General features: G+C 63.5%; 20 protein-coding genes, 2 tRNA genes and 1 other RNA gene. 9 read left to right on the forward strand and 14 right to left on the reverse strand.

Annotation, left to right across the window (positions count from 1 at the left end; translation table 11 throughout):
• Window positions 1–493: IS110 family RNA-guided transposase (locus tag T5B8_RS17650; RefSeq protein ID WP_353180685.1), on the forward strand; the 493-nt coding region annotated here is incomplete at its 5' end.
• Between the two features lie 621 nt (window positions 494–1,114).
• Here T5B8_RS17650 and recR read toward each other — a convergent pair.
• The 5 genes from recR to T5B8_RS17675 all read right to left on the reverse strand — a co-directional run bounded on the left by recR (window position 1,115) and on the right by T5B8_RS17675 (window position 6,578).
• Complete coding sequence (gene recR / locus T5B8_RS17655) at window positions 1,115–1,711, reverse strand: recombination mediator RecR (RefSeq protein WP_353180686.1); 597 nt, start codon at window positions 1,709–1,711, stop codon at window positions 1,115–1,117.
• A gap of 49 nt (window positions 1,712–1,760) precedes the next feature.
• Window positions 1,761–2,084, reverse strand: coding sequence for a YbaB/EbfC family nucleoid-associated protein (locus tag T5B8_RS17660; RefSeq protein ID WP_348767345.1), 324 nt, complete (start codon window positions 2,082–2,084; stop codon window positions 1,761–1,763).
• Entirely contained in the window at window positions 2,081–4,120 is a 2,040-nt protein-coding gene (gene dnaX / locus T5B8_RS17665; RefSeq protein ID WP_353180687.1) for a DNA polymerase III subunit gamma/tau, read from the reverse strand. The genes T5B8_RS17660 and dnaX overlap by 4 nt, the downstream gene beginning before the upstream one ends.
• A gap of 149 nt (window positions 4,121–4,269) precedes the next feature.
• Window positions 4,270–4,366, reverse strand: an RNA gene (ffs, locus tag T5B8_RS17670) — signal recognition particle sRNA small type.
• A 133-nt stretch (window positions 4,367–4,499) separates the two neighbouring features.
• Complete coding sequence (locus T5B8_RS17675; RefSeq protein WP_353180688.1) at window positions 4,500–6,578, reverse strand: putative bifunctional diguanylate cyclase/phosphodiesterase; 2,079 nt, start codon at window positions 6,576–6,578, stop codon at window positions 4,500–4,502.
• Window positions 6,579–6,890: 312 nt separating this feature from the next.
• Between T5B8_RS17675 and T5B8_RS17680 the strand changes: the two genes are divergently transcribed.
• Window positions 6,891–7,175 carry a hypothetical protein gene (locus tag T5B8_RS17680; RefSeq protein WP_353180689.1) on the forward strand — a complete coding sequence of 95 codons (285 nt, stop codon included), beginning with the start codon at window positions 6,891–6,893 and terminating at the stop codon, window positions 7,173–7,175.
• A gap of 217 nt (window positions 7,176–7,392) precedes the next feature.
• Here the strand turns inward: T5B8_RS17680 and T5B8_RS17685 are convergent.
• The 8 genes from T5B8_RS17685 to dapA form a co-directional block, all read right to left on the reverse strand.
• Window positions 7,393–7,483, reverse strand: a tRNA-Ser gene (locus T5B8_RS17685).
• 49 nt (window positions 7,484–7,532) lie between these two features.
• Window positions 7,533–7,710 (reverse strand) — tRNA-Ser (locus T5B8_RS17690).
• Between the two features lie 414 nt (window positions 7,711–8,124).
• On the reverse strand, window positions 8,125–8,406 hold the full coding sequence (locus tag T5B8_RS17695) for a hypothetical protein (RefSeq protein WP_353180690.1): 282 nt from the start codon (window positions 8,404–8,406) through the stop codon (window positions 8,125–8,127).
• Between the two features lie 295 nt (window positions 8,407–8,701).
• Window positions 8,702–10,876, reverse strand: a complete 2,175-nt coding sequence (locus tag T5B8_RS17700; RefSeq protein WP_353180691.1) for a YjbH domain-containing protein — start codon at window positions 10,874–10,876, stop codon at window positions 8,702–8,704.
• Window positions 10,873–11,676, reverse strand: coding sequence for a hypothetical protein (locus T5B8_RS17705; protein ID WP_353180692.1), 804 nt, complete (start codon window positions 11,674–11,676; stop codon window positions 10,873–10,875). Before T5B8_RS17705 ends, T5B8_RS17700 begins: the two co-directional genes overlap by 4 nt.
• Before the next feature lie 49 nt (window positions 11,677–11,725).
• Window positions 11,726–12,436: a YjbF family lipoprotein gene (locus tag T5B8_RS17710; RefSeq protein ID WP_353180693.1), complete on the reverse strand. Its 711-nt coding sequence runs from the start codon at window positions 12,434–12,436 to the stop codon at window positions 11,726–11,728.
• Between the two features lie 9 nt (window positions 12,437–12,445).
• Window positions 12,446–12,718 carry a hypothetical protein gene (locus T5B8_RS17715; RefSeq protein ID WP_353180694.1) on the reverse strand — a complete coding sequence of 91 codons (273 nt, stop codon included), beginning with the start codon at window positions 12,716–12,718 and terminating at the stop codon, window positions 12,446–12,448.
• A gap of 560 nt (window positions 12,719–13,278) precedes the next feature.
• The gene (gene dapA, locus T5B8_RS17720; RefSeq protein ID WP_353180724.1) at window positions 13,279–14,175 is read right to left on the reverse strand and encodes a 4-hydroxy-tetrahydrodipicolinate synthase; all 897 of its coding nucleotides are present in this window, start codon (window positions 14,173–14,175) and stop codon (window positions 13,279–13,281) included.
• A gap of 136 nt (window positions 14,176–14,311) precedes the next feature.
• Here dapA and T5B8_RS17725 point away from each other — a divergent pair, with 136 nt between their 5' ends.
• From T5B8_RS17725 to glcF, 6 genes are read left to right on the forward strand one after another with little or no spacing between them, the layout of a single operon-like run.
• Entirely contained in the window at window positions 14,312–14,851 is a 540-nt protein-coding gene (locus tag T5B8_RS17725) for a glycine cleavage system transcriptional repressor (protein ID WP_353180695.1), read from the forward strand.
• 49 nt (window positions 14,852–14,900) lie between these two features.
• The gene (locus T5B8_RS17730; protein WP_353180696.1) at window positions 14,901–15,368 is read left to right on the forward strand and encodes a peroxiredoxin; all 468 of its coding nucleotides are present in this window, start codon (window positions 14,901–14,903) and stop codon (window positions 15,366–15,368) included.
• 41 nt (window positions 15,369–15,409) lie between these two features.
• Window positions 15,410–16,819 (forward strand): PhoH family protein, encoded by a 1,410-nt coding sequence (locus tag T5B8_RS17735; protein ID WP_353180697.1) that lies wholly within the window; start codon window positions 15,410–15,412, stop codon window positions 16,817–16,819.
• 57 nt (window positions 16,820–16,876) lie between these two features.
• The gene (locus T5B8_RS17740) at window positions 16,877–18,382 is read left to right on the forward strand and encodes an FAD-linked oxidase C-terminal domain-containing protein (RefSeq protein ID WP_353180698.1); all 1,506 of its coding nucleotides are present in this window, start codon (window positions 16,877–16,879) and stop codon (window positions 18,380–18,382) included.
• Window positions 18,379–19,443, forward strand: a complete 1,065-nt coding sequence (gene glcE, locus T5B8_RS17745) for a glycolate oxidase subunit GlcE (RefSeq protein ID WP_353180699.1) — start codon at window positions 18,379–18,381, stop codon at window positions 19,441–19,443. Before T5B8_RS17740 ends, glcE begins: the two co-directional genes overlap by 4 nt.
• 11 nt (window positions 19,444–19,454) lie before the next feature.
• On the forward strand, window positions 19,455–20,687 hold the full coding sequence (glcF, locus tag T5B8_RS17750) for a glycolate oxidase subunit GlcF (RefSeq protein WP_353180700.1): 1,233 nt from the start codon (window positions 19,455–19,457) through the stop codon (window positions 20,685–20,687).
• A 449-nt stretch (window positions 20,688–21,136) separates the two neighbouring features.
• On the opposite strand, the gene T5B8_RS17755 is transcribed toward glcF, so the two are convergent.
• Complete coding sequence (locus T5B8_RS17755; protein ID WP_353180701.1) at window positions 21,137–22,231, reverse strand: AI-2E family transporter; 1,095 nt, start codon at window positions 22,229–22,231, stop codon at window positions 21,137–21,139.
• A gap of 520 nt (window positions 22,232–22,751) precedes the next feature.
• Here T5B8_RS17755 and T5B8_RS17760 point away from each other — a divergent pair.
• Window positions 22,752–24,200 (forward strand): M48 family metalloprotease, encoded by a 1,449-nt coding sequence (locus T5B8_RS17760; RefSeq protein WP_353180702.1) that lies wholly within the window; start codon window positions 22,752–22,754, stop codon window positions 24,198–24,200.
• Window positions 24,201–24,218: the final 18 nt, after the last annotated feature.

Genomic DNA, 24,218 nt, shown 5'->3' on the forward strand with positions numbered 1-24,218 from the left:
TCGCCTGCGCGCGCTGGTGGCCGATCTGTACGATCATTTTCATGCGCTCGAAGCGCGCATGCAGCAATACGATCGGGACATCAAGGCGCTGGCGAATCAGATCGACTTCTGTCGCCGGGCGATGGCGGTCGGCGGTATCGGAGCCCAGACCGCGACCGCCTTTTACGCCACGGTCGGCGATGCGGCGTTGTTCGACAACGGCCGGCAGGTCTCGGCGTGGGTGGGGCTGGTGCCCAAACAGCATGCCAGCGGCGATCGCCAATGGCTGGGCTCGATTACCAAACGAGGGTCGCGCTATCTGCGCACGCTGCTGGTTCACGGCGCCCGTGCGCTGTTGACCCGGGTTGAGCATTTGCCGGGCCGACGTGGCGACTGGCTACGTCAACGCGTGGCGCGCAACGGGCGCAACAAGGCGGCCGTGGCGCTGGCGAACAAGAACGCCCGCATTCTCTGGGCGCTGATGTACAGCGGCGATAGCTATCGCGCGGCCTGAGCCATGCGTGTGCACACGATCATCAAAGCCACACACAGCAATAGCCAAGGTCTGTGTATGCACTGACACCCGATCACGCGGTGCTCTGAATCGGTCACCGCCACGTGTCGGCAATCGCGACTGATGAACAACAGGTCAAACCGACGCCCTTGAAACGCCGACTAAGCCACAGGCCTGCGAGGCCGATAGGTCGATTGTGCGCTCGGGCGTACGAATACTCATCAAGGCCCGGCACCCAAGGATGTGCCAACACCGAGGCCGAATATACGGACGCCGCCTGCTCTGTTGATGATCGAGGTTGCTTACCGGAGCGGATCCATATATGGCTTAGGCCGACAGGCCGTAAGCCAACGCGGGCAAGACTCATGGGCGATTGCAAGCACGGGGCCGGGTTGGATCTGCGGGCTGCGTTCTTTGTTGGATTACGCTTCGCTAATCCAACCTACGCCGGATCGAGGTCTTGTAGTCTTGTAGGTTGGCTTAGGCCGACAGGCCGTAAGCCAACGTGCGGCAAGCCTCGAGGCCAATTTGAAGCACGGCGGCCTGATTGGCTCTGTGGGCTGCGTTCTTTGTTGGATTACGCTTCGCTAATCCAACCTACTTGACTACTTGAGGCTTGCGCTAGAGGGCGCGGCGGCCGCTGAAGGCCTGGCTGAGGGTGCCGGCGTCGACGTATTCGAGTTCGCCGCCGATGGGTACGCCATGGGCGATTCGTGACACGCTGGCATTGTGCTGGCGGGCGAGATCGGCCACGTACTGGGCCGTGGCTTCGCCTTCGACGGTGGCCCCGGTGGCCAGAATGACCTCTTCCACGGTGCCTTCGGCCAGCCGCTGGCGCAGAATATCCAGTCCGAGTTCGTTCGGGCCAACCCCATCGATGGGCGACAGCCGACCGAGCAGCACAAAATAACGGCCGCCGAAGTCGGTGTTCTGTTCGATGGCCATGACATCGGCCGGGCTTTCCACTACGCATACCACCGAGGCATCGCGGCGTTCGTTGGCACAGATATCGCAAATCTCGTGCTCGGTAAACATGCGGCAGGACTTGCAGTGGTGGACGTTTTCGACCGCCTGTTCGATGCTGCGCGCCAGATGCGCCGCGCCCTCGCGTTCACGCTGCAGCATGTGAAACGCCATGCGCTGCGCGCTTTTCGCGCCGACGCCCGGCAGTATGCGCAGGGCATCGATCAGGCTGGTGAGCGCCGGAGAAAAGGCCATGCCGACTAGCCCTGCCCTGACCTGGCCACCCACACGATGCGCAGCATGCTCAGAACGGCAGGTTCATGCCGGGCGGCAGATCGAGGCCGCCGGTCATTTCCGACATCTTTTCCTTGCTCGCGGCACTCACGCGTTGCACGGCGTCGTTGATCGCCGCGGCGATGAGGTCTTCGGCGAATTCGCGGTCTTCTTCGAACACGCTCGGGTCGATGACCACATTCTTGACCTCGTGCTTGCCGTTCATCACGACCTTGACGAGGCCGGCGCCGGATTCGCCGGTGATTTCCATCTTGGCGAGCTCGGCCTGGGCTTCCTGCATCTTGCCCTGCATGGCCTGGGCCTGCTGCATGATCTTGCCTAGTTGACCTTTCATAGTTCGTCTCGGTTGGGCATCGCGTCTTTGTTGCGATGGGGCTTGATGGTTTCTGCGCGCAGTTGTGCGCCAAGGCGCTCGCGCAGCTGTTTAACAAAGGGGTCGTTCTCGATCGAGGCGATGGCGGCCTGCTGGCGCGCCTGGGCATCCTCCTCGATGCGCTGGGCCGGTGTGTCACGGGCCTCGTCGACATATTCAATGACGACCCGGGGCGCCTCTTTCGGTGCCCATTCGCTGGCCAGGGCCTGCTGCAGGGCGTCCTTGTTATTGGGCGTGGCGAGAAATTCATTGGACCGGGCCAGTGCCAGCACGATCTGGTTTTCGTCGAGTCGGCGACAGATGCCGTTATGCGCCAGTTGCGCGGCGAACCCGCCCAGCGACAGGCGCTCGACGAGCGTGTGCCATTCGTCGGCACCCATGTTCGATGCCGCCTCAGGCTCGGGCTCGGCCTCAGGTTCTGAGGGCACGGCCGGCGCAGAACGCTCGTCGACGGTTGCCGGCTGCGACGCCGCCGCGGCCGGTGGCTCGGTTGTGTCGATAGGAGCGGTATCGTCCGGCGCGTCCGGCGCGGTGCCGTGGGCGGTTGTCTGCGCGTGTGGCGGCGCCGCTTCGTGCTCGGTCACTGCCGGGGCCGGCGTAGCCGTGGGCTCGGCCGCTGGCGCGCGCGCCTGACCGGCATCGTCGACGTGCGGCTGCGGCTGCGGCTGCGGCTGCGGCTGCGGCTGCGGCTGCGGCTGCGGCTGCGGCTCGGCAGCCTGTGGTTTTTCGTCCGGTTTGCGATCGGCTGGCGCGGGCGTTGTCTTCTTTGCGCTACCGTTCAGCTGGGCACGAACTTGAGCGATGCCGCTGGCGGGCGTCTGTGCGCTTTGCGGTTTGGCCTGGACTTCGGGCTGCGCGGATTGCGGCGGCGCGCTGGATTGCTGGGGCGGGGCCGCCGTGCCTACGTCCGTTCCGGCCGGCGCAAACGCGAGCATGCGCAGTACGCTCATCTTCACGCCTACCAGCGGGTCCGGCGCATGGGCCAGATCGCGTACGCCGGCGAGCGCGATGTCGTAGAACAGATGCACGTTCGCGGGATCGGCCCGGCCTGCGACCGCTTCCCATATCTGGCTGCTTTCGTCGGTGGCCTCGCCCACGACATGAATGGTGGCGATCTGTTGCCAGGCGGTGGCCAGCGCTTCCAGCAGGTAGCGCATATCGATGCCCTGGGCATACAACGCGGCCAGCGCCTCGAGCGCGGCCGGCGCGCGGGCATCCACGATCGCTTCCACGAGCTCGACCACCCGCCCCTGGCCGATGGTGCCCAGCATGTCGCGTACCGGTTCGGCCTCGAGCGCGCCACCACTGAAGGCGATGGCCTGATCGAGCAGCGACAGCCCGTCGCGCATGCTGCCATCGGCGGCCCGGGCGACTTCCACCAGCGCCTGTTCTTCGGCGCTGATGGATTCGGCATCGACGATATGACGCAACTGCGCGGTGATCTCCGCCACCGGCAGGCGTTTGAGCGGGAACTGCAGACAGCGCGAGAGGATGGTCACCGGAATCTTTTCCGGTTCCGTGGTGGCGAGCAAGAACTGCACCCGCGGCGGCGGCTCTTCGAGCGTTTTGAGCAGCGCGTTGAACGAATGCTTGGAGAGCATGTGTACCTCGTCGATGAGATACACCTTGGTACGCCCGCGCGTCGGTGCGTACTGGACGTTGTCCATGAGCTCGCGGGTATCGTCCACACCGGTACGCGATGCGGCGTCGACCTCGATCAGGTCGACGAACCGGCCCTCGTCGATCTCGCGGCAGGTCGCACAGCCTTCATCGCCACGACAGGGGTGCGCGCTGGTGCCGTATTCACAGTTCAGACATTTGGCGATGATGCGCGCCAGCGTGGTTTTGCCCACACCGCGCGTGCCGGAAAACAGCAATGCGTGGTGCAGCTTGTCCTGCTCGAGCGCATGGGTGAGCGCGCGCACCACATGCGCCTGGCCGACGAGCTCGTCGAAGCGCCGCGGCCGCCAGGTCCGGGCAAGTGCCTGAAAACTCATACGCTATGCGCGTGGCTGGCAAACAATTGCGCAAAAGACTCGATCATGATTCGCTCGGGTACACGGCGCGGATGGTCATCGCACGATGAGGGCTCATAGGCACGACTATCGCGGCCACGGCCGCCGGTTTCAAGCGTAAAGGTGGCGGCCCGCGCCAGCGACACCCCGGCGCCCGAGTCTGCCGCTGCCGCTGCTCCCTTCCGGGCCTGACGGGGTTCACGGCATGTCGTCGCGGGGGCACCGACGCGGGCCACCCTCGAAAGCGTGAGAACGATGCGCAGCCGCTAGGCTGGCTGTCCTGTGGGCGCAGACGATACACAAAAACACGTACTTGAGCTACCCGGGTGCAGCACATGCTGCTTCGGCGCCCTGCCAGGCGCTATGCGCCCTGCGGGATGAGCAACTGCCGGAAGCCTTCCGCCGGCAGCGGCCGGCTGAGCAGAAAGCCCTGCACCTCGTCACAGCCGATCTGCTGGAGATAGTGCAGCTGCGTTTCGGTTTCCACGCCCTCGGCGACGACCTTGAGCCCGAGTTCGTGCGACAGCCGGATGATCCATTCGACGATTTCCGCCTTGGACTCGCTCACATCGGGCAAGTCGGCGATGAAGCCGCGATCGATCTTGATCTGCTGGATCGGCAACTGCTTGAGATAGAACAGGCTCGAGTAGCCGGTGCCGAAATCATCGAGGGCGACCTCGATACCCATGTGCTTGAACATGCCCAGCGCGCTGCGCGCCTGCACGATCTCGCGCACGGCCAGCGATTCCGTGATCTCGAAGCTGATATAGCCCGGGTCGAGCGAATATTTGTCCAGACAGGCCTGGACGTGATCCGGCAGCGCTTCATCGCGGATACGCACCGCCGAGAGATTGACCGAAATCGGCGGCACGTGCAGCCCGGCATCCAGCCAGCTGCGGATATGCCCGCCCACCAGATCCAGCACCCGGATCTCGAGTTCGGTAATCAGACCGCAGCGCTCGGCAATGCCGATGAAACGCTCCGGGGATATGAACCCGCGTACCGGATGCGGCCAGCGCACCAGCGCCTCCGCGCCCATGAGCGTGCGTTCGCGGGTATGAAAGCGCGGCTGGAAATACACCGCCAGCCCGTCACCGCGAATGGCCTCGCGCAGTTCGCCCTGGAGAGCGAAGTCGTCGGACATGCGCGCGCCCATATCTTCACGATAGCGCTGGACCCGGTTCTTGCCGGCCAGCTTGCCGCGATACATCGCCATATCCGCAGCGGCCACGAGCATTTCTGCCTCGGCACCGTCGTTGGGACACACGGCATACCCCACGCTCGCCGCCAGCTCCACGCCTTGATATTCCACGGCAGTGATCGCGCTCAAGATCCGCCCGCAGACCGCGCTCGCCGCGCGGACGTCGTCGACGCTGTCCATGAGCACCACGAACTCGTCGCCGCCCATGCGCGCGACCATGTCCTGCGGGGTCAGCGATTGCCGGAGCAGCTCCGCGATCCGGTTTAGCAGGACATCGCCGGCGCGATGGCCCAGATGATCGTTAATCGCCTTGAAGCCGTCGAGATCGATATAGGCCACGGTAAAACCCGCGCCCGTGGTCTTCCAGCGCTCCAGGCGCTTGTCGATGCGTTCATTGAGCATCGAGCGATTGGGCAGGCCCGTAAGCGCGTCGTGGCGGCTGCGGTGTAACAGCTCGGCGTTGGCCTGGCTCAGTGATGCGACCAGTTCCGCGGTTTCCGACTCGATGCGCCGATCCTGGATCGAAACCACCAGCGCGATGCCGAGAAAGACCAGCGTCGAGGCGCCGACCAGCGTCGCCAGCAATACCGAATCCAGTGCGCTGGGCGTACCGAACGCGCTACCGACGCTGAAACGCGTGGCGGCCATACCGATGTAGTGAACCGCGGCAATGCCGCCGGCAAGAATGAGCGACGCGCCAATCTTGCGCGCAAAGCCGCCGCGCGCACGCGGCCGGCGCAGAAACGAGGCCATCCACAGGGCGACAAGACAGGCCACGAACGAGGCTGCGATCGATACCGCGATAATATCGAAGTGATATTCGCTGCGCGGCTGGACATGCATTGCCTCCATACCGGTGTAGTGCATGCTCGCAATACCCACGGTCAGCGCGAGTGCACCCACGACTACACGCCGTCGCGGCGAGCCGGCACGCGTCGAGGCGTTTAGCGCCACCCCGCTGGTGAGCACCGCAATCGCCCAGGAACACAGAATGAGCGGCAGGTCGTAGCTGATGCTCACCGGCAGTTCGAAGGCGATCATGGCTACGAAATGCGTCGCCCACACCCCGGTGCCGAGCGCGAGCGCGCCCGCCAGCAACCACCCGTAGGCGCGCCAACTCTCGCGCGCGCCCATGCGACTGACCACATCGAAGGCCGTAAACGAGGCAAGCGTTGCCACGAGAAGCGACAGCGCCACCAACGGCGCGTGGTACTCCCCGAACATATAAACGCTTTGCAACGCGTTATCCCCCAAAATACGAGCCCCATTTTAACGGCGCGCCGGCCGCGCAAGGGGCGCTGCCGGCGCACTCGAAGCATTGTTTTCGGCTGCCCGCTTGCTATCGGCGGGTCGGTGCCACGGCGCTCGCGGAAAACTTTACTCGGTACGCCGTTGCACAGTGTTTATCACAAACTCGTTTTAATGCGGTACCCAAGTTGCGCGCAATACGAAACTTTTACCTATTCTCGATCGCTCGCTAACGATCGTTTGCGCGCCAGTGCAGACAATGTTCTATTGGTGGTCATGAATCCATCCCAACTTTTTATGCCCATGAAAACGCTTCTTATCGGCCTTGGTATCGTATTGTGCAGCGCGGCCGCGCCCGCCATGGCCGACACCGAGTGCCGTAAATCCGCCGATGGCGGTGTCAACTGCCAACGCGTTGACGAAGATAGCGCACTCGACTCGCAAACCACGGATCAGCACGTCGACCATCCCACGATGGATGACGCGCAGCCCCAGGCCGACGATTCGAAAGACCAGGAAGAAAAGCCGCAAGGCGGCGAGGTCGGCGACGACTCCATTCAGAGCGGCGATCCGGGGATTACCTATTAAAGACGCGCCAGGCGCAGCGGACGTTACCCGCTGCGCTTTGCCCAACTGGCGTGCCGTATTGGCATCGACAGGCTCGGGCCGCCGGGCCGTCAGCCAATAGCGGATTCGCTTCTTAGCCAGCTCAAGCGCTGGTGGGCGAGTCGATATCGAGGCGGGGTTCTTTGTTGGATTACGCTTCGCTAATCCAACCTACGCCTGTCGGTAGGGTTTGCCGGGGTGGCGGAGAGGGAGGGATTCGAACCCTCGGTACGGGGTTACCGCACACACGCTTTCCAGGCGTGCTCCTTCGACCGCTCGGACACCTCTCCACGGCGGCAAAAAACGCATTGTATCTTATAAACAGCCCTATCGGGCTGTCGGAGAGGGAGGGATTGTTGAATCTCGCTAACGCGAGCTTCAATCCTTCGGACTCACATGCGAAGCATGTTCGCGTCAGCTGCGGTGCAGCTGGTCGAACCTTCGGTACGGGCCTCGATTATTGGAGGCGCACACACGCTTTCCAGGCGTGCTCCTTCGACCGCTCGGACACCTCTCCCCTACGGCGACGCGCATTGTAACGTAAAAAAAGCCCTTTCGGGGTGGCGCAGCGGCAGGGATTGTTGAATCTCCTTACCGGCGAGCTCCGATTGTGCGCGACGCCCTACGGCTCGTAGCCACGTCGGCGAAGTAGGTTGGCTTGAGCCGGCAGGCCGTAAGCCAACATTGTCAGGCACCGGAGCCGGTCGAAGCCGCGTAGGTTGGCTTAGGCCAACGGCCGTAAGCCAACAGGGGGCTGGCGCAGTGACCAGCCGAAGCCTGGCGGGTACACGCCATAAGGGGCTCCGTTCGGTGTTGGATTACGCTTCGCTAATCCAACCTACGCCTGGCACCGCCCGCATGCCCGCCTCGATTACAAAACACCCATTAGCCGACTCGGCTTGGACGTGAACAACCTGGTGGGTTTACACAGCTAGCTGTTCATTGCCGGTGGCGTGACGAGACAACGCGCGGCCGGGTCTTCGGCGTCGCGGCCGGCGGGTACATCGTCGAAATGGCCGACCGGGCCTGTCGCCACATCGGGGATGCGCATGCTCGGATCGGGTTGGGGCACGTCCAGGCCCGCCGGGCTTTTCAACGGCGGGAACGACTGCGCGTTCATATAGGACTGTGTCTTCAGGCAGGCCGGTGTCGTGCTGCACGCGGCGAGCCCAAGCAGGCCCGAAGCTAAAACCGGGAAAAGCAATTTATTCACGAACACTCCACTGAATCGGTCGCCGAATACTGGCGCCAGCGCGCTGACAATTCGCGCATCCTACCATTGGCGGGCCGTCGCGGCTGCGCACAGACCCGTGTGATCCGCGACTTGCCCAACCTTGTCCTGACGACACCATGAGGCGACACGCGGCGCTCGCCTCGTACTGCAACGCGTCGCGGGTCGGATGATTCCCGCGCGCACGCGATCACAGCTTGCCGCGCTACCGGTTGCGCGCCGCACACGACCGCTCGGCCCGCCCGTTCGCATGCGGACGCCGCGCCGGCGCACGAACTTAGCGCCGCACGTCTTCGTAGCTTTCCCAGTAGTCGTCGATCGCACGCATGTCAGTCAGGCCGTAGAGCGAGTAACGGCGTGCCAGTTGCGCCCCGCCGTCGCGGGTGAGCGGCTGCCAACCGACCGACGCGTAGCTGCGCGACGATTTGTTGAAGAACAGATCGAGCGGCATGCTCAGGTAGATGCCCTTGTCGAAACCGCCTTCACCGTAATCGTCGCCGGCATCGGTGAAGGTGGCGAAGGCGCCCAGGCGCACACCCGACTCGAAGCGCCGCGAGAAATCGAGCGTGGTGCCGATGTCCTTGGCCAGATAGCGACCGACGCTGATCTTGGCCAGTACGTCCTTGAAACCGGTGTCGATATAGGCCGTGGCATTACCGACCCAGGTTTCATAGTCGCGCAGGCCGAACTGGGTATCGAAATCGCGTTGACGCACCCAGTTCGCATCGATTCCGAAGGCCACATCGCTGTTGAACGGGCGGTACATGACTTCGCCGCCCGCGCCGGCATACATCTGTTCGAGATAGCCGGCATAGGCCATGCCGAACCAGTTGTCGGCCAGACGCGCCGTACGCGTGTACTGGAGGTTGTACACGCCCAGCTCGGTTTCATCGAGGTAGTTGGCTACGTAGGTGCGTACCCGCGGCAGATCGGAGTCGGCGATATAGTCGAAATTGTCGAAATTATCGAGCAGCGTGTAGCCGAGCGTGCCCGAGAACCAGCCGTGTTCGTCGGTCTTGAGCTGGGTATCGAGCTTGGCCAGTATCTGATAGAGATAGCCATCCGGCCCGCCGTAGTTCTGGCGCAGGCCCGGCGACAAGCGCCAGCTGAAGACATCGCCAAAGTCCTCGTAGAGGGTTTGCTCGCTTTCACGCTCGGCGCGCTTGCCCGATGCGGCGACCGCGGCGACGCCGTAGCGATAGTCCTGATCACTGAATACGCTGCTCGGCTCGACGATGAAGGGCTCGGCCGGTAGCGGATCGCGCGGCAGTGTGTCCTCGCGCGCGACCATGCCACGCTCGACCCATCGATAGCGGAACTGGTCGATGTCGGCGTCGGCGAAGTTATGCAGAATCCGATTGGCACGCAGTTCCGCTTCCGGCGTGGCGCGGTAACGCGTGGGCGAGCCTTCTACCACCAGCGCGTTGCCATCGCGCGAGATGCGCCGGGTGGCGATACCTGCGTTGGCCGACAACTGTTTGGCGGCCTCGTCCCAGCCCTCACCCTGTTCGCGCGCGGCACCCGGCTCGCCGACCGCGACCGGCGAAGGATCGTTCTTGGGCTGTTTCAGGGTGGCGAGGTTCACGCTCAACGTGGCGCCCAGCATGGCGGTATTGCCGCGTTCCCAGGCCGCCGATAGCGTCAGGTTGTCGTTGACCTGTATCCGCGCACCAATGTTGATTGGCGAATCCTGATCCTGCGGATTGTCGAGCGGCTCGCTTTCGTAGTCGTTGCCCTCATATTCGACTTGCAACGTCAGCGGCTCGAACGGGGTGTGATAGGCGATGCCGCCGAAGACACTGGGCCGGCCCGAGAACAGCTGTTTGAGGTTGAAGTCGCCGCCCTGGCCGGTGTCTTCGTCGATGCGTTCCTTGTAACGCTCGCCCAGAACCCCGAACGGGTTGCTGAAATCACCGCGCGAACCCAGATAACCCCAGCCTACACCCAGGCTGAAATCGAAGTCGTACCAGCGTTTGTTGGCGACCAGGTATTCGCTGCCGAACAGACCGGTGCCGCCGAAATCGCGAAAGCCGACGGCGAGCCGCGGCATATAAGCGCCCTCGTCGACAAGCGAGAGCTTGAGGTCGACGCCCTTGTCGAGATAGTCCCGATTGCCGGCGATCGAGCGGCCGTAAAGACGGTTTTCGATCTGGGTATAGCGAAAGCCGGCCTCCATCCATTCGAACGGCTGGAAGCTGAACGCATAATGCGTGTAAGGCTCGACTTCGCTGTAGGTAAACGAAAACGTGCCGACCGGCGCCATACGTGCGGTGGGCGTCTCCATAAGCCCTACGCCGCCGTAATCGGCCTGAAAAACCGGTAGCGGATCGCCCTCGGACGTGTCGCCGTCCTGCGCACAGACATGCGCGGCAGGCAGAAACACCAGCAACGCCCCACAAACCGCGCAGGCGTGACGCTGCAGTAAGTTCAGCCGGTTGGAATCGGCGCTCATTGCGGCGCCCCTGTCTGCGCGAATCTCATTTCAGTACAGTCCTGGCCGGACGGCGCATGGGCAAGCACCTGCGCGATGGTGTCCCGGATCCATGGGAACGCCTCGCCTTTGAGCGGCAGCGGTACGACCACGCGCGTACCCGGCAACAACTCGGAATCGGAATAGTTGTCCGCGGCCTGACCCAGGCGACGTACGCGCCCGTCGGGGGCGACAACACTCACCACGCGTACGCCGTCAACATCCATGACGCCGCTGGCGGCGAGATCGGAAAGCATGAGGTCGGTATGCCAAGGCGTGCGTTCGATTCCCTGGCCGGACCAGATTTCCACCCAGTCCGGCGCGTCGCAGGCGCCGATCGCAGCGACCCGGCTGATCGGCGGATTGCGGTGCGGATTGGCCATCAGCCAGGCCGGGCTCCAATCGCCCGGCTCGCGGAAGACACGAATCGCGGCCAGCTGTGTTTTCCATTGATCGAGGGCTTGAACGAAAGCGGCATAACCGCCGGCTTCCAGGCGCCAGCGCAGATCGTCGAGCTCGCGCACCAGATCCTGGCGTTTCACGCGTGTGTTATCCGCGGTTTGGTCAGCGCGCAAATAGGTGTAGGGGGTATCGCTGTCCGCCAGGTCCGGAAAACCCAACCATGCATCGAGCACATTGGCAAAGCCCGCTGCTTGCGGCGCCTCGCCGCCGTTACCCGGCACGCTGGAATCGGCATACGCTGCAATCGAGAGTGCCAGCGCACACACGCCGCAGGTCAGCGCCCACCCGTAGCGCCCAGCGTTCTTGACGCGGCTATGCATGCCCTGCTTCTCCCCAATTCACGCGCGACGCGCGCTTAGTATTTTCGCGTTACCACCAGGGCCGCGCAACGTCCCAGGTCACCCTCAACCCGCCAGGCCAAGCGGCGACATCGCCCGCCCAAATACGCCCCGTCGCCGGCTCGCGCCAAACGACCGAACGCGTTTTCGCGCCGTCGGCCCATGCCACGCTTTCCACGCAGCGAATCAAATCCAGTGTGGTCAATGGCAGCTCTCGCGGCTCGGGCGCGGCCTCACACTCGAAGCTGGCCTGACCGGCCGCCGCATGTGTATTGCCTTTCGCATCGCGCCAGCCCCGCTGGACCGCATAGTGCAATGCCTGGCCGCTGCCGGCGCTCGCCTCGCGCCACAGCGCCATAGGGCCGCTCTGGCCATCGCCCATCCGACTATAGAGCAGGTCCGTATTCAACCCCTGCGTCGACTCGAGATAGCCGTCCCGAAACACAATGGTTTCGCGTGTACTGGATTGCCAGAACGTCAGGTCGTCGGTCTTCTCGGCCAGTATGAGCAGCCCCCCGGCCCGCCCGATGGATAGATTCACCGACGCATAGGGAATCGCAGCGGCCTGCTTGCCTACATCGCCGCCCCCACCGGGCAGAAATGTCGCGAACGTTGAAACGAACGGACTACTCCGGCGCCCCTCGGCACAGCCGGCCACGGATAAGCAAACCAATACGACGGCCACACACAGAAAGGCCGCCCGAAGGCGGCCTTCAAGGAGAAGCCTATGGAGGCGACTCATCCTGTCTTACTACGGGGTGGTGCCCGTCGTGCCAGTCGGCACCGTGATGTTGTCATCGTCATCACCGCCGCTGTTCGAAGCAGCAATGACACCACCAACGACAGCAGCCGTGGTGACTACGGCCAGCGTAGCACCCGCGGCCACACTAGCACCGGCCGCACCGGCGGCACCGCCTGCAGCAACACCCGACGTGCCAGCAGAACCCGAAGCCGCTTGGCCGAAAGCCATCGGCGACGCGACGAACATAGCAATAGCAGTCGCTGCAAGAATATTCTTAATCATGATGACTCCCTTGGAATGGCCAGATACACAGCCTTATCTACTAATTTATCGCCCGGCGCACATCAACGCAAGCGAAATTTCAACCGACCAATAACCGTTTAACGAGTACCGGTCGTCCCGGTCGTGCCCGTGGTTACGTTCTCGTCATCGTCGTCGCCGCCGCCACTGTTAGACAACGCGACCGCGCCGCCGACAACCGCAGCCGTACCGACAGCGGCGAGTGCCGCCGTACTGGTCACCGCAGCGCCCGCGCCGGCCGCGCCGCCGCCAGCCACAGCGCCGCCGCCAGCCGACGCGCCACCCGCTGAGCCGCTACCGCCGGCCGTCGCGCTCCCGGAAGCGTTGGGCGCACCCGCAGAGTTCGCCGAATTGGTAGCGCCCGCGGAATTGGAACCAGCCGCGGAATCGGAAGCGCCGCTGGCCTGCGCGAGCACTGCGCCAGGGGCAGCAAAAGCAACAAACGCACTGGCAATCAAAAACTTACGCATAGTTATTAATGCTCGGAACCCGTTTAGGTTCGATTGATATGACACTTGTACCTTAAGCCAATTGGCCTGCGATCACAAACCGGCGCGCCGTTCGTTCGCCGCCGCCTCATCCAGCAGCCCAAGCGTTCTCAACGCATCGCGTACGGGCTCGTGGAAGTGCTCGGCCAGCGGGGTCATCGGCAGGCGAATACCCGGGCCGATATAGCCCATCTGATAGAGCGCCCATTTCACCGCAATCGGGTTGGGTTCGAGAAACAGCGCGGTATGCAGCGGCTGCAGCTTGGCATCGAGCATTTCGGCTTTCTGCCGGTCGCCCGCGATGGCAGCAGCACACATTTCGTGCATGAGGCGCGGCGCCACGTTGGCGGTGACCGAAATATCGCCCTTGCCGCCCACCAGCATCGACTCCATGGCCGTGCCGTCGTCGCCCGTGAAGATATCGATGCCGTCGCCGACCTGTTCGATCAGGGCATGAATACGCTCGATCGAACCCTTGGCTTCCTTGAGTGCGACGATGTTGTCGATATGTGCCAGACGCGCGACCGTTTCCGGCAGCATGTCGACGCCGGTACGGCTGGGTACGTTGTAGAGTATCTGCGGAATATCCACGGCCATCGCGATGGCATGGAAATGGCGATACAGGCCTTCCTGGGTCGGCTTGTTGTAGTAGGGGCAGACCAGCAGGCAGGCATCCGCGCCCACGCGCTTGGCATGACGCGTCAGGCGGATCGCTTCGTCGGTGGCGTTACCACCGGTGCCGGCAATCACGGGTACACGTTTGTCGACCAGTTCGACCGCGCGCTCGATGACTTCGTCGTGCTCGGAGAAGCCGAGCGTAGCGGATTCACCGGTGGTGCCGACCGCGACGATGCCATCGGTGCCCTCGGCGATATGCCAGTCGATGAGCTTTTCGAAACTGTCCCAGTCGACACTGCCGTCGGCATGCATGGGCGTGACGATCGCCACCATGCTGCCACCCAGTTGTGTATTGGCCTGACCCACTGTTCTCTCCTACAGCGATTGGGCGCGCATTGTAACCACGTGAACACGCCGCGTGTAGTGCTACCATAACCGGCTTTTAGCCCGTCGAGACAACATCAGGCTCATGCCGGAAATCAAGAAATACCTTTCGATCGTGGCGCTGGGCAGCAATCGCGACAAGCTGGCCCGCGATCTGGTGGGCGCGATCGCCCGGCGAGGCTGCGAAATCAGCGAGTGCCGTATCACCCCGCTGGGCGACCAGTTTTCCGCTTCCATGCTGTTGCGTGGCAACTGGAGCGCCATGGGCAAGATGGAAAGCGCGCTGCCGGGCCTGGCCGAGCATCTGGGTTTGGCCGTGCAGTTCCAGCATTCGCGCCCGGCCGAGGCGCAGCCGGATTTTCGCCCCTACGCCGCGGAAGTGGTCGCACCGCAACAGCCCGGTCTGCTGGGCGAGTTGCTCGACTTCTTCACCGATCAGGGCACACAGGTCGTCGAGATCAGCGCGCAGTCTTATGAATCGGGGCTGACCGGCGCCTTGATGTGCACCCTGCATCTGGCCATCAACGTGCCCACGGCCCATCACCCGCAGACACTGCGCGATGCGTTCATGGATGTCTGCGACGACCTGCATGCGGACGGGCTGCTCGACCCGATTAAGACATAACGCCCTGTCGCGTTGCATTACACGCCGTATTACCGGAGTTCATCCGATCATGACCCTGCAAACCCAGGACAACGCCCCCGCGTTTTCGGCCCCGGCCACCGGCGACAAGAAACTGTCGCTGTCGGATTTCGCCGGCCGCACGCTCGTGCTCTATTTCTACCCGCGCGATAACACGCCCGGCTGCACCCAGGAAGGCGAGGCCTTTCGCGATCGCTACGACGAGTTCAAGGCCGCCGGCGCCGAGATCGTGGGTGTCTCGCGCGATTCGCTGCGCAAGCACGAGAACTTTCGCGCCAAATACGATTTCCCGTTCGACCTGATCAGCGACGCGGATGAAAAACTCTGCAACGCCTTTGGCGTACTCAAGGAAAAGAACATGTACGGGCGCACCCATATCGGTATCGAGCGCAGCACGTTCGTGATCGATGGCGAAGGTGTCGTGCGCCATGTCTGGCGTGGCGTCAAGGTCGCCGACCATGCCGACGAAGTTCTAGCCGCCGTACGCGCACTCGCCTAAGCGCTTACCTGCCCGCGCACCACAACCGACGAGGGATCCTAATGTCCCGACGCGTGTTCGTTCTCGACACCAACGTGCTCATGCACGACCCGACCGCGCTGTTTCGTTTTCAGGAACACGACATCTTCATTCCGATGGTCGTGCTCGAGGAGCTCGACGCCGGCAAGAAAGGCGTATCCGAGGTCGCCCGCAATGTCCGTCAGGTGAGTCGTTTTCTCGACGAACTGATGGCGCACAAAAGCCATGCCGAAATCGACGCCGGTCTGGCCCTGAATGCCGATGTCACGTTCAACAGCAATGGCAGCAACGAGGCCCCGCAGGCCAGCGGCCGGCTGTATTTCGAGACGCGCCCGGCCGAAGGCACGCTGCCGACGATGCTGCCCGGCAACAAGGCCGATAACTCCATCCTGCTGAGCGCGTTGTCGCTGCGCAATGTATTCGGCGGCTCGGAAGTGGTGTTGGTGTCCAAGGACATCAACCTGCGTATCAAGGCGTCGGTGGTCGGTATCGAGGCCGAGGACTACATCAACGACAAGGTCCTCGAGGATCTCGACCTGCTCTATACCGGGCATGCCACCCTGCCCGCCGATTTCTGGGATACCCACGGCCAGACCATGGAGTCCTGGACCGAAGCCGGCAATGCCTTCTACCGCCTGCGCGGCCCGCAGATCGCCGACTGGCATCTCAACGAGCTGCTGCATTTCGATCACGATAACGATATCGAACTGATCAGCCGCGATATCGAAGGCGACAGCGCGGTTCTGGAACTCGCCCAGGACTATCGCGTGGGTAAGCAGGCCGTCTGGGGCGTACATGCGCGCAATCGCGAACAGAACTTCGCGCTCAACCTGCTCATGGACCCGGATATCGATTTCGTCACGCTGCTGGGCGCGGCCGGCACCGGCAAGACGCTGCTGACGCTCGCCGCGGGCCTGGCCCAGACCCTGGATGAATCGCGCTATCGCGAAATCATCATGACCCGGGTGACCGTGCCCGTGGGCGACGACATCGGCTTTCTGCCCGGCACCGAGGAAGAAAAGATGACGCCCTGGATGGGCGCGCTCATGGACAACCTCGAAGTGCTCACCGGCGCTGGCGGCGGCTCCGACTGGGAACGCGCCGCCACCAACGAACTGCTGGCCAAGCGCATCAAGATCCGTTCGGTCAACTTCATGCGCGGGCGCACGTTCCTGGAGCGCTTCGTCATTCTCGACGAGGCCCAGAACCTCACGCCCAAGCAGATGAAGACACTGATCACACGCGCCGGGCCGGGCACCAAGTTCGTCTGCCTGGGCAACCTTGCCCAGATCGACACGCCCTATCTGACCGAAACGACCTCCGGTTTGACCAATGTCGTAGACCGGTTTCGCAACTGGCGCCATGCCGGTCACGTAACCCTGGCACGGGGCGAGCGCTCGCGGCTGGCCCAGTACGCCTCTGATAAACTTTAGCCCCTCGCGGATACGGCGCGCCCGCCGTATCCGGCCCTTTTTCTTCGGAGATCGCCCATGGCCGATACCGCTATCGCGGACGCCGCGGAACAGGTCCTCGCCTCGCGCCCGGACAAGGCGCAGCTGATCGACAAACTCGTCGCCCAGCTGCCCGAACATGTCGTGCTGCACGCGGAAGAGGATTTACGTCCCTTCGAATGCGACGGGCTGTCTGCCTATCGCGTGCTGCCGATGATCGTCATCCTGCCCGAGACCATCGAGCAGGTGCAGATTGCCATGCAGGTCTGCCATGCCAACGACGTGGCGGTGGTCGCGCGCGGCGCGGGCACGGGCCTGTCGGGCGGTGCGCTGCCGATGGATAACGGCGTGCTGCTGTCGCTGGCCAAGTTCAAGCAGATTCTGGATATCGATACCGCCAATCGCCGCGCCACGGTCCAGCCGGGCGTCCGCAATCTGGCGATTTCGGAAGCCGTTTCGCATCTCGGGCTGTACTACGCGCCCGACCCGTCGTCGCAGATTGCCTGTTCGATCGGCGGCAACGTCGCCGAGAACTCGGGCGGCGTGCACTGCCTGAAATACGGACTGACCACGCACAACATCGTCGAGCTGGAAATCGTCACCGTCGACGGCGAGCGCATGACCATCGGCAGCGAAGCGCTGGATACACCCGGCTACGACCTGCTCGCGCTGATGACCGGCTCCGAGGGCCTGCTGGGCGTGATCGTGCAGGTGGTGGTCAAACTGCTGCCCAAGCCCGAACGTGCCCAGGTCGTACTCGCGGCCTTCGATGACGTACGCAAGGCCGGCGATGCGGTCGCCGCCATCATCCAGGCCGGCATCGTGCCCGCCGGGCTGGAAATGCTGGACAATCCGGCGATCGTGGCGACCGAGGAATTCGTACACGCGGACTATCCGACCGACGCGGCCGCGATTCTGCTGTGCGAGGTCGACGGCACCCATGCCGAGGTGGATGAACATATCGCCGATGTGCGGGAAGTGGTCGAACGCGAGGGCGCAACGGAAGTGCGCGTATCCCGCGACGATGCCGAGCGTGCCGTGTTCTGGGCCGGGCGCAAGGCCGCGTTTCCGGCGATGGGCCGGATTTCGCCGGATTATTACTGCATGGACGGCACTATCCCGCGCAAGGCCCTGGCCGACGTACTCATCGGCATCGGCGAGCTGTCCGAGAAATACGGTCAGCGCGTGGCCAATGTGTTTCATGCCGGCGATGGCAACCTGCATCCGCTGATCCTCTATGATGCGAACATCGAAGGCGAGCTGGAGCGCACCGAGGCATTCGGCGGCGCGATCTGCGAGCTGTGTCTGGAACATGGCGGCACGATCACCGGCGAGCACGGCGTGGGCGTGGAAAAGATCGACCAGATGTGCGTGCAGTTTCCGCCCGACGAACTGACCCAGTTTCATGCCGTCAAGCAGGCTTTCGATCCCAAGGGCTTGCTCAACCCCGGCAAGGCGGTGCCCACCCTGCATCGCTGTGCCGAATTCGGCGCCATGCACGTGCACAACGGCGAACTGCCCTTCCCTGAATTGGAGCGACTGTGACGACCTCTGCCGATCAGAGCCAACAACTGAGCGAACGCGTCAGCGAGGCGTTCGCCAACGCGACCCCGTTGCACCTGCGTGGTAGCGGCAGCAAGGATTTCCTCGGCGAACGCGTGCAGGGCGAAACGCTGGACGTGACCGGGCATACCGGTGTGGTGAACTACGAACCGGGTGAACTGGTGATGACCGCGCGGGCCGGCACACCGCTCGCCGAGCTCGAAGCGGTACTCGACGAGTCGCACCAGATGCTGGCCTTCGAGCCGCCGCATTTTGGCGACAACGCCACCCTGGGCGGCACCATTGCCACCGGGCTGTCCGGCCCGGCGCGGCCGTTTACCGGTGCGGCCCGCGACTTCGTGCTGGGCTGTCGCATCGTCAACGGCCAGGGCCAGATTCTGCGCTTTGGCGGCGAAGTGATGAAAAACGTCGCCGGCTATGATTTGTCGCGCCTGATGGCGGGCGCGTACGGCACGCTCGGTGTGCTGCTCGATATCAGCCTCAAGGTACTGCCGGTCGCCCGCAGCCAGATCACGCGCGTGTTCGAACATACGGCCGCCCAGTCGCTGACTCAAATCAGTGACTGGCAGCTCAAGCCCTGGCCGATCACCGGCGCCTACTGGGAAGACGGCAAGACCTATCTGCGCCTGGCCGGCGCCACGTCTTCGGTGGAATCCGCCTGCGAAAAACTCGGCGGCGAAACGCTGGAAGACGACCGCCCGTTCTGGCGCGCGGTACGCGAACACGAGCGTCCGTTCTTCAGCGACAGCGAGGGCGCGTTGTGGCGCGTATCGGTGCCGCCGGCCGCGCCCATGCTCGATATCAACGGCGATTGCGTGCTCGACTGGGGCGGCGCGCAGCGCTGGGTGCGTTCGGATATGGAGGCCGTGGCGCTGCGGCGTATCGTCAAGGACGCCGGTGGCCATGCCACGGTCTATCGCGGCGAGGCCACACCGCGTTTTCATCCGATGGGTGAGTCGATCCTGGCCCTGCAGCAACGCCTGAAACAATCTATGGATCCGGCCGGTATTCTCAATCCGGGCCGTATCTACCCCGAACTCTAGAAGAGTCCAACATGCAGACGTCCATCATCCCGCAATTGCGCGACACGCCCGACGGCGAGGAAGCCGATCGTATTCTGCGTGCCTGTACCCACTGTGGTTTCTGTACCGCGACCTGCCCTACCTACCAGTTGCTGGGCGACGAGCGCGACAGTCCGCGCGGGCGTATCTATCTGATCAAGCAGATGCTCGAGGGCGAAACGCCCACCGAGAAGACCCAGACCCATCTGGATCGCTGCCTGACCTGCCGCGCCTGCGAAACCACCTGCCCGTCCGGCGTGGAATACGCCAAGCTGGCCGACATCGGCCGTGACCTGGTCGAACAACAGGTTCAGCGGCCGATGCACGAACGCGTGCTGCGCTGGCTGCTGCGCCATATCGTGGCGTATCGCAACCGCTTTGCCTTCTTCTTCGCGCTGGGGCATCTGTTCAAACCGTTGCTGGTGGGCCCGCTGGCCCCGCTCAAGCAGAAGATGCCGCCGCGGCGCAAGGCGCTGGACTGGCCGAGCGCCGAGAACACGACCCGCACGATGATCGTGCTCGACGGCTGTGTACAGCCGGTGGCCGCCCCCAATACCAACGCCCATGCCGCGCGTATCTTCTCGCAGCTGGGTGTGCGCCTGGTCGCGCCCAAGGCCAGCGGCTGCTGTGGCGCGTTGTCGCAGCATCTGGCCCATCGCGAAGAGGCCAACGACTTCGCACGTCGCAATATCGATGCCTGGTGGCCCTATATCGAAGACGGCGCCGAGGCGATCGTGCTCACCGCCAGTGGCTGCGGCGCATCGGTGGTCGAATACGGGCATATGCTGCGCAATGACCCCGAATACGCCGACAAGGCGGCGCGTGTTTCCGAACTGGCACGCGATCTAAGCGATATCCTTGCCCAGGAAGACCTGAGTACGCTGGGCGATCTGGGCCACGGCCGCCAGGTGGCCTATCACCCGCCGTGCACGCTGCAGAACGCGCCGCAGTTGCACGACAACGTCGCGGAAATTCTCACCCAGGCGGGCTACAAGCTCACCCATGTGCGCGACCCGCATCTGTGCTGCGGCTCGGCCGGCACCTATTCGATCCTGCAGCCGACCATGGCCAACGAGCTGCGCGAGAACAAGCTCGCCTCGCTCCAGGCCGGCGATCCGGATGTCATCGTTACCGCCAATATCGGCTGCCAGCTGCATCTGGAATCCGCCGCCGGCGTGCCGGTACGCCACTGGATCGAATTGCTCGAACCCGCCGCCGCGGCATAGCTCGGCAGCCGCAGAAAGCGGCGTGTTCATTGCGACACGCCACTAGGCTAGTCACGTAGGTTGGCTTAGGCCGACAGGCCGTAAGCCAACACGGAACGTACCGCTCAGGCCGTTCGAGCCGTGGTGGCGAAGTGGCTATCGGCGCCGCGTTCGGTGTTGGATTACGCTGCGCTAATCCAACCTACGCCCTACGCCCGAGCCCGGCGTTCGGGGAACCGCATTTGCGCTTTTCGCGTTCATTTGCGGACTTGAATGAACTCGGCGTAGCCGCGTAGGTTGGCTTAGGCCGACAGGCCGTAAGCCAACATGGAACGGGCCACCGAGGCCGTTTGAGCCGTGGTGGCGGAGTCGCTATCGGCGCCGCATTCGGTGTTGGATTACGCTTCGCTAATCCAACCTACGCCCTACGCGCTACGGGTATGGCGTCGGTCGAGGCCACGGTGTCTTTGCTAGCCCGCCGATTGCTCGTCGCGGGGGCTGTCGAGTTCCGGCAGCACCGCCGCGCGGCGCGGCCAGGCTTTGATCACGGCGTGTACGACCGTGGCCAGCGGGATGGCGAAGAACACGCCCCAGAAGCCCCAGATACCGCCGAAAAACAGCACCGCCGTAATGATGGCCACCGGGTGCAGATTCACTGCCTCGGAAAACAGCACGGGCACCAGCACGTTGCCATCGAGCATCTGCAGAATGCCGTAGGCGATCAGCACATAGAGCGTGTGTGCTTCGAATCCCCACTGGGCATAGGCCACGAGCATCACCGGTACGGTCATGCCGAAGGCGCCGATATAGGGCACCAGAACGGAAAAACCCACCAGGGCCGAAAGCAACATGGCGTACTTGAGCCCGAGCAGGGAAAACACGACATAGGCCACGATCCAGACGATGACGATTTCCACCGCCTTGCCGCGTACGTAGTTGCCCAGCTGTGCGTTTACGTCGGCCCAGACATTGCGCACGAGCCGGCCATTACGCGGGCCGAAGTTGGCGAACCAGCGCAGGATCTGATCCTTGTCGCGCAGCATGAAAAACACCATCAACGGCACGAGCAGCAGATAGACCGCCAGATACAGCAGGCTCATGCCAACCACCAGCGAGCGGCTGACCACGGTCTGGCGCAGCGAGCCGACATCAAACGTCATGCTGTTGATCATGGCGTTGATCTGTTCGTTGGTGATCAGCGCGGGATAGCGCTTCGGCAAGGCCGCGATCCAGTCCTGGGCGCTACTGATCAGGCCCGGTACCTCGGTGAGACTCTGGCCGGCCTGGCGGGTGAGCAGCGGCAGCAACGCAAAGCTCACCCACACCACGCCGATCAGCAATGCCGTAGAGACCAGCGCCGCGCCGGCCCAGCGCGGTACATGCACGCGCTCGAGCCAGATCACGGGCGAATCCAGCAGATAGGCGATAACCACTGCAGCGAGCACCGGCGTGAGCAGCGCACCGAAGACCATCACCAGCACCAGGGCGCTGACCAGAATCAACGCCAGCGCGACCACCTGCGGGTCGGAGAAATGGCGGCTGAACCATTCGCGTACCACGTTCATTGCACACGCCCTGCCGCTAACGGCGCCACCCAGGGCACGAACACAATCGACGCGGACAGATTACTGGGCACATGGGCTCCTGTGTGCTGGGGCGATAGGCGAACCCGCACGCTGAATGACAGTTTCTTTGGCCAACCCGAAGATTTATCCCCGCGCCAGCGTGTTTTGAGCGACCGACAAAGCGCCGCTATGACCGTTTGCATTCGCACATACGTAAGCCGTGACGGCGCGACAGGCGCCAGACACGGGCCCCGCCATTTTGACACCAACCGCGGCTGGCGGGTGTTACATGGCCGGGTCATCGCACGGCGCCAACGCGACGCCACGCGCCTTGTGTCGATGCCGTCGGGGCGCAAACGCGATCCGTGTATGAATAGATCGTTCGGTTCCTTGGTATCCAGTTTAATCGAATGAACGAAACACGCTAATCTGCGGTCGAAATATCGTGTTCCCGCACCACCGACATGCTTACCTCGTGATTGTTGCCACCGTTCGATCGACCCGTGTTCTGCTCGTAGTCATGGCAGCACTGCTGACCGTGAGCACGGCCGTCAGCGCGCGCGACTATCAGCTGCCCAGCATCGGCCAGCCCGCCGACAACTACATGTCCCCTGCCGAGGAAGACAAGATCGGCCGCCAGGTGGTCGCACAGCTACTCGCGCGCCATCTGATCATCGAAGACATCCAGCTGCGCGAATATCTCACCCGCGTGGGCACGCGCCTGGCCGCGCATACCGATGCCGATGCCAGTGCGTTTCGTTTCTATCCGATCGACAGCAGCCAGGTCAACGCCTTTGCGCTGCCAGGCGGCTATATTGGCGTCAATGCCGGGCTGATCACCGAAACCGATAACGAAAGCGAGCTGGCCGGCGTCATGGGCCACGAAATGGCGCATGTCACCCAGCGTCATATCGCGCGCCAGATCGAGTCGACTTCGGGCATGGGCTGGGCCACGGCTGCGGCGATCCTGGTGGCGGCGATCGCCGGCGGCGGCGACCCCGACGCGCTCAGTGCCGCCGTGACCGCCGGCGTGTCGAATCTCAACCAGCAGCAGACGAACTTCACCCGCGCGCACGAGTTCGAGGCCGACCGGATCGGCATTCGCACCATGGCCGAGGCCGACTACAACCCCGACGGCATGGCCAGCTTCTTCGAAAAGATGCAGCGCCGCTCGCGGCTGTACGGCAATCAGTTGCCGGAAATCCTGTTGTCGCACCCGGTGAGCAATACGCGTATGGCCGAGGCCGAGACCCGCGCACGCGACTATGCAGATACCGACGTACACGAAAGCGACGCCTACCCGCTGATGAAGGAACGCGCGCGGGTGCTGGTGAGCAAGCAATACAGCGACCTGTTGCGCTATTACGAACAGCGCCGCGCCGACGAGGGCCATACCCCCGCCCTCGATTACGGCTATGCCCTGACCCTGCTTCAGCTCGGGCGCACGAGCGACGCGACTGCCCTGCTCGAACCGCTGCTCGCCCAGGCGCCGCAGAGCGAGGCCTATCTACTCGCCCTGGCCGATGCCCGGGCCCAGGCGGGACAGAGCGCACAAGCACGGGATCTGCTCGAGCGCGCGCGCAGCGCCTTTCCCAACAGCGTGGCGGTCAAGATCGACTATGCCGAACTGCTCATGAACGAAGGCGATCTGCAGGCCATGCGGACCTTCCTGCTCCAGGATCGCGACCTGCTGGCCCAGTCGTCCGAAGCCCAGCAGATGCTTGCGCGTGTGGCCGGCCAGCAGGACAACCTGGGCGAAGCCTATTATCGCCAGGCCAAATACTACGAACTGCGCGGCGCCTATGGCCCGGCGATCAATCAGCTACGCACCGCCCTGCAGACCGCCGAACTCAACGCCTTCGACAAGGCGCGCCTGCGCGCCCTGCTCGACCAGATGGTCAAGGCCTGCCATACCACCTGGTCGGAGCGCGAATGCCGCGAACAGGTCAGTGCCGACGCCCGCTATTGAGCCACGTGCGCGCAACGC

The organism is Salinisphaera sp. T5B8 (genome assembly GCF_040361255.1).
In the GTDB taxonomy this organism is placed as follows: domain Bacteria; phylum Pseudomonadota; class Gammaproteobacteria; order Nevskiales; family Salinisphaeraceae; genus Salinisphaera.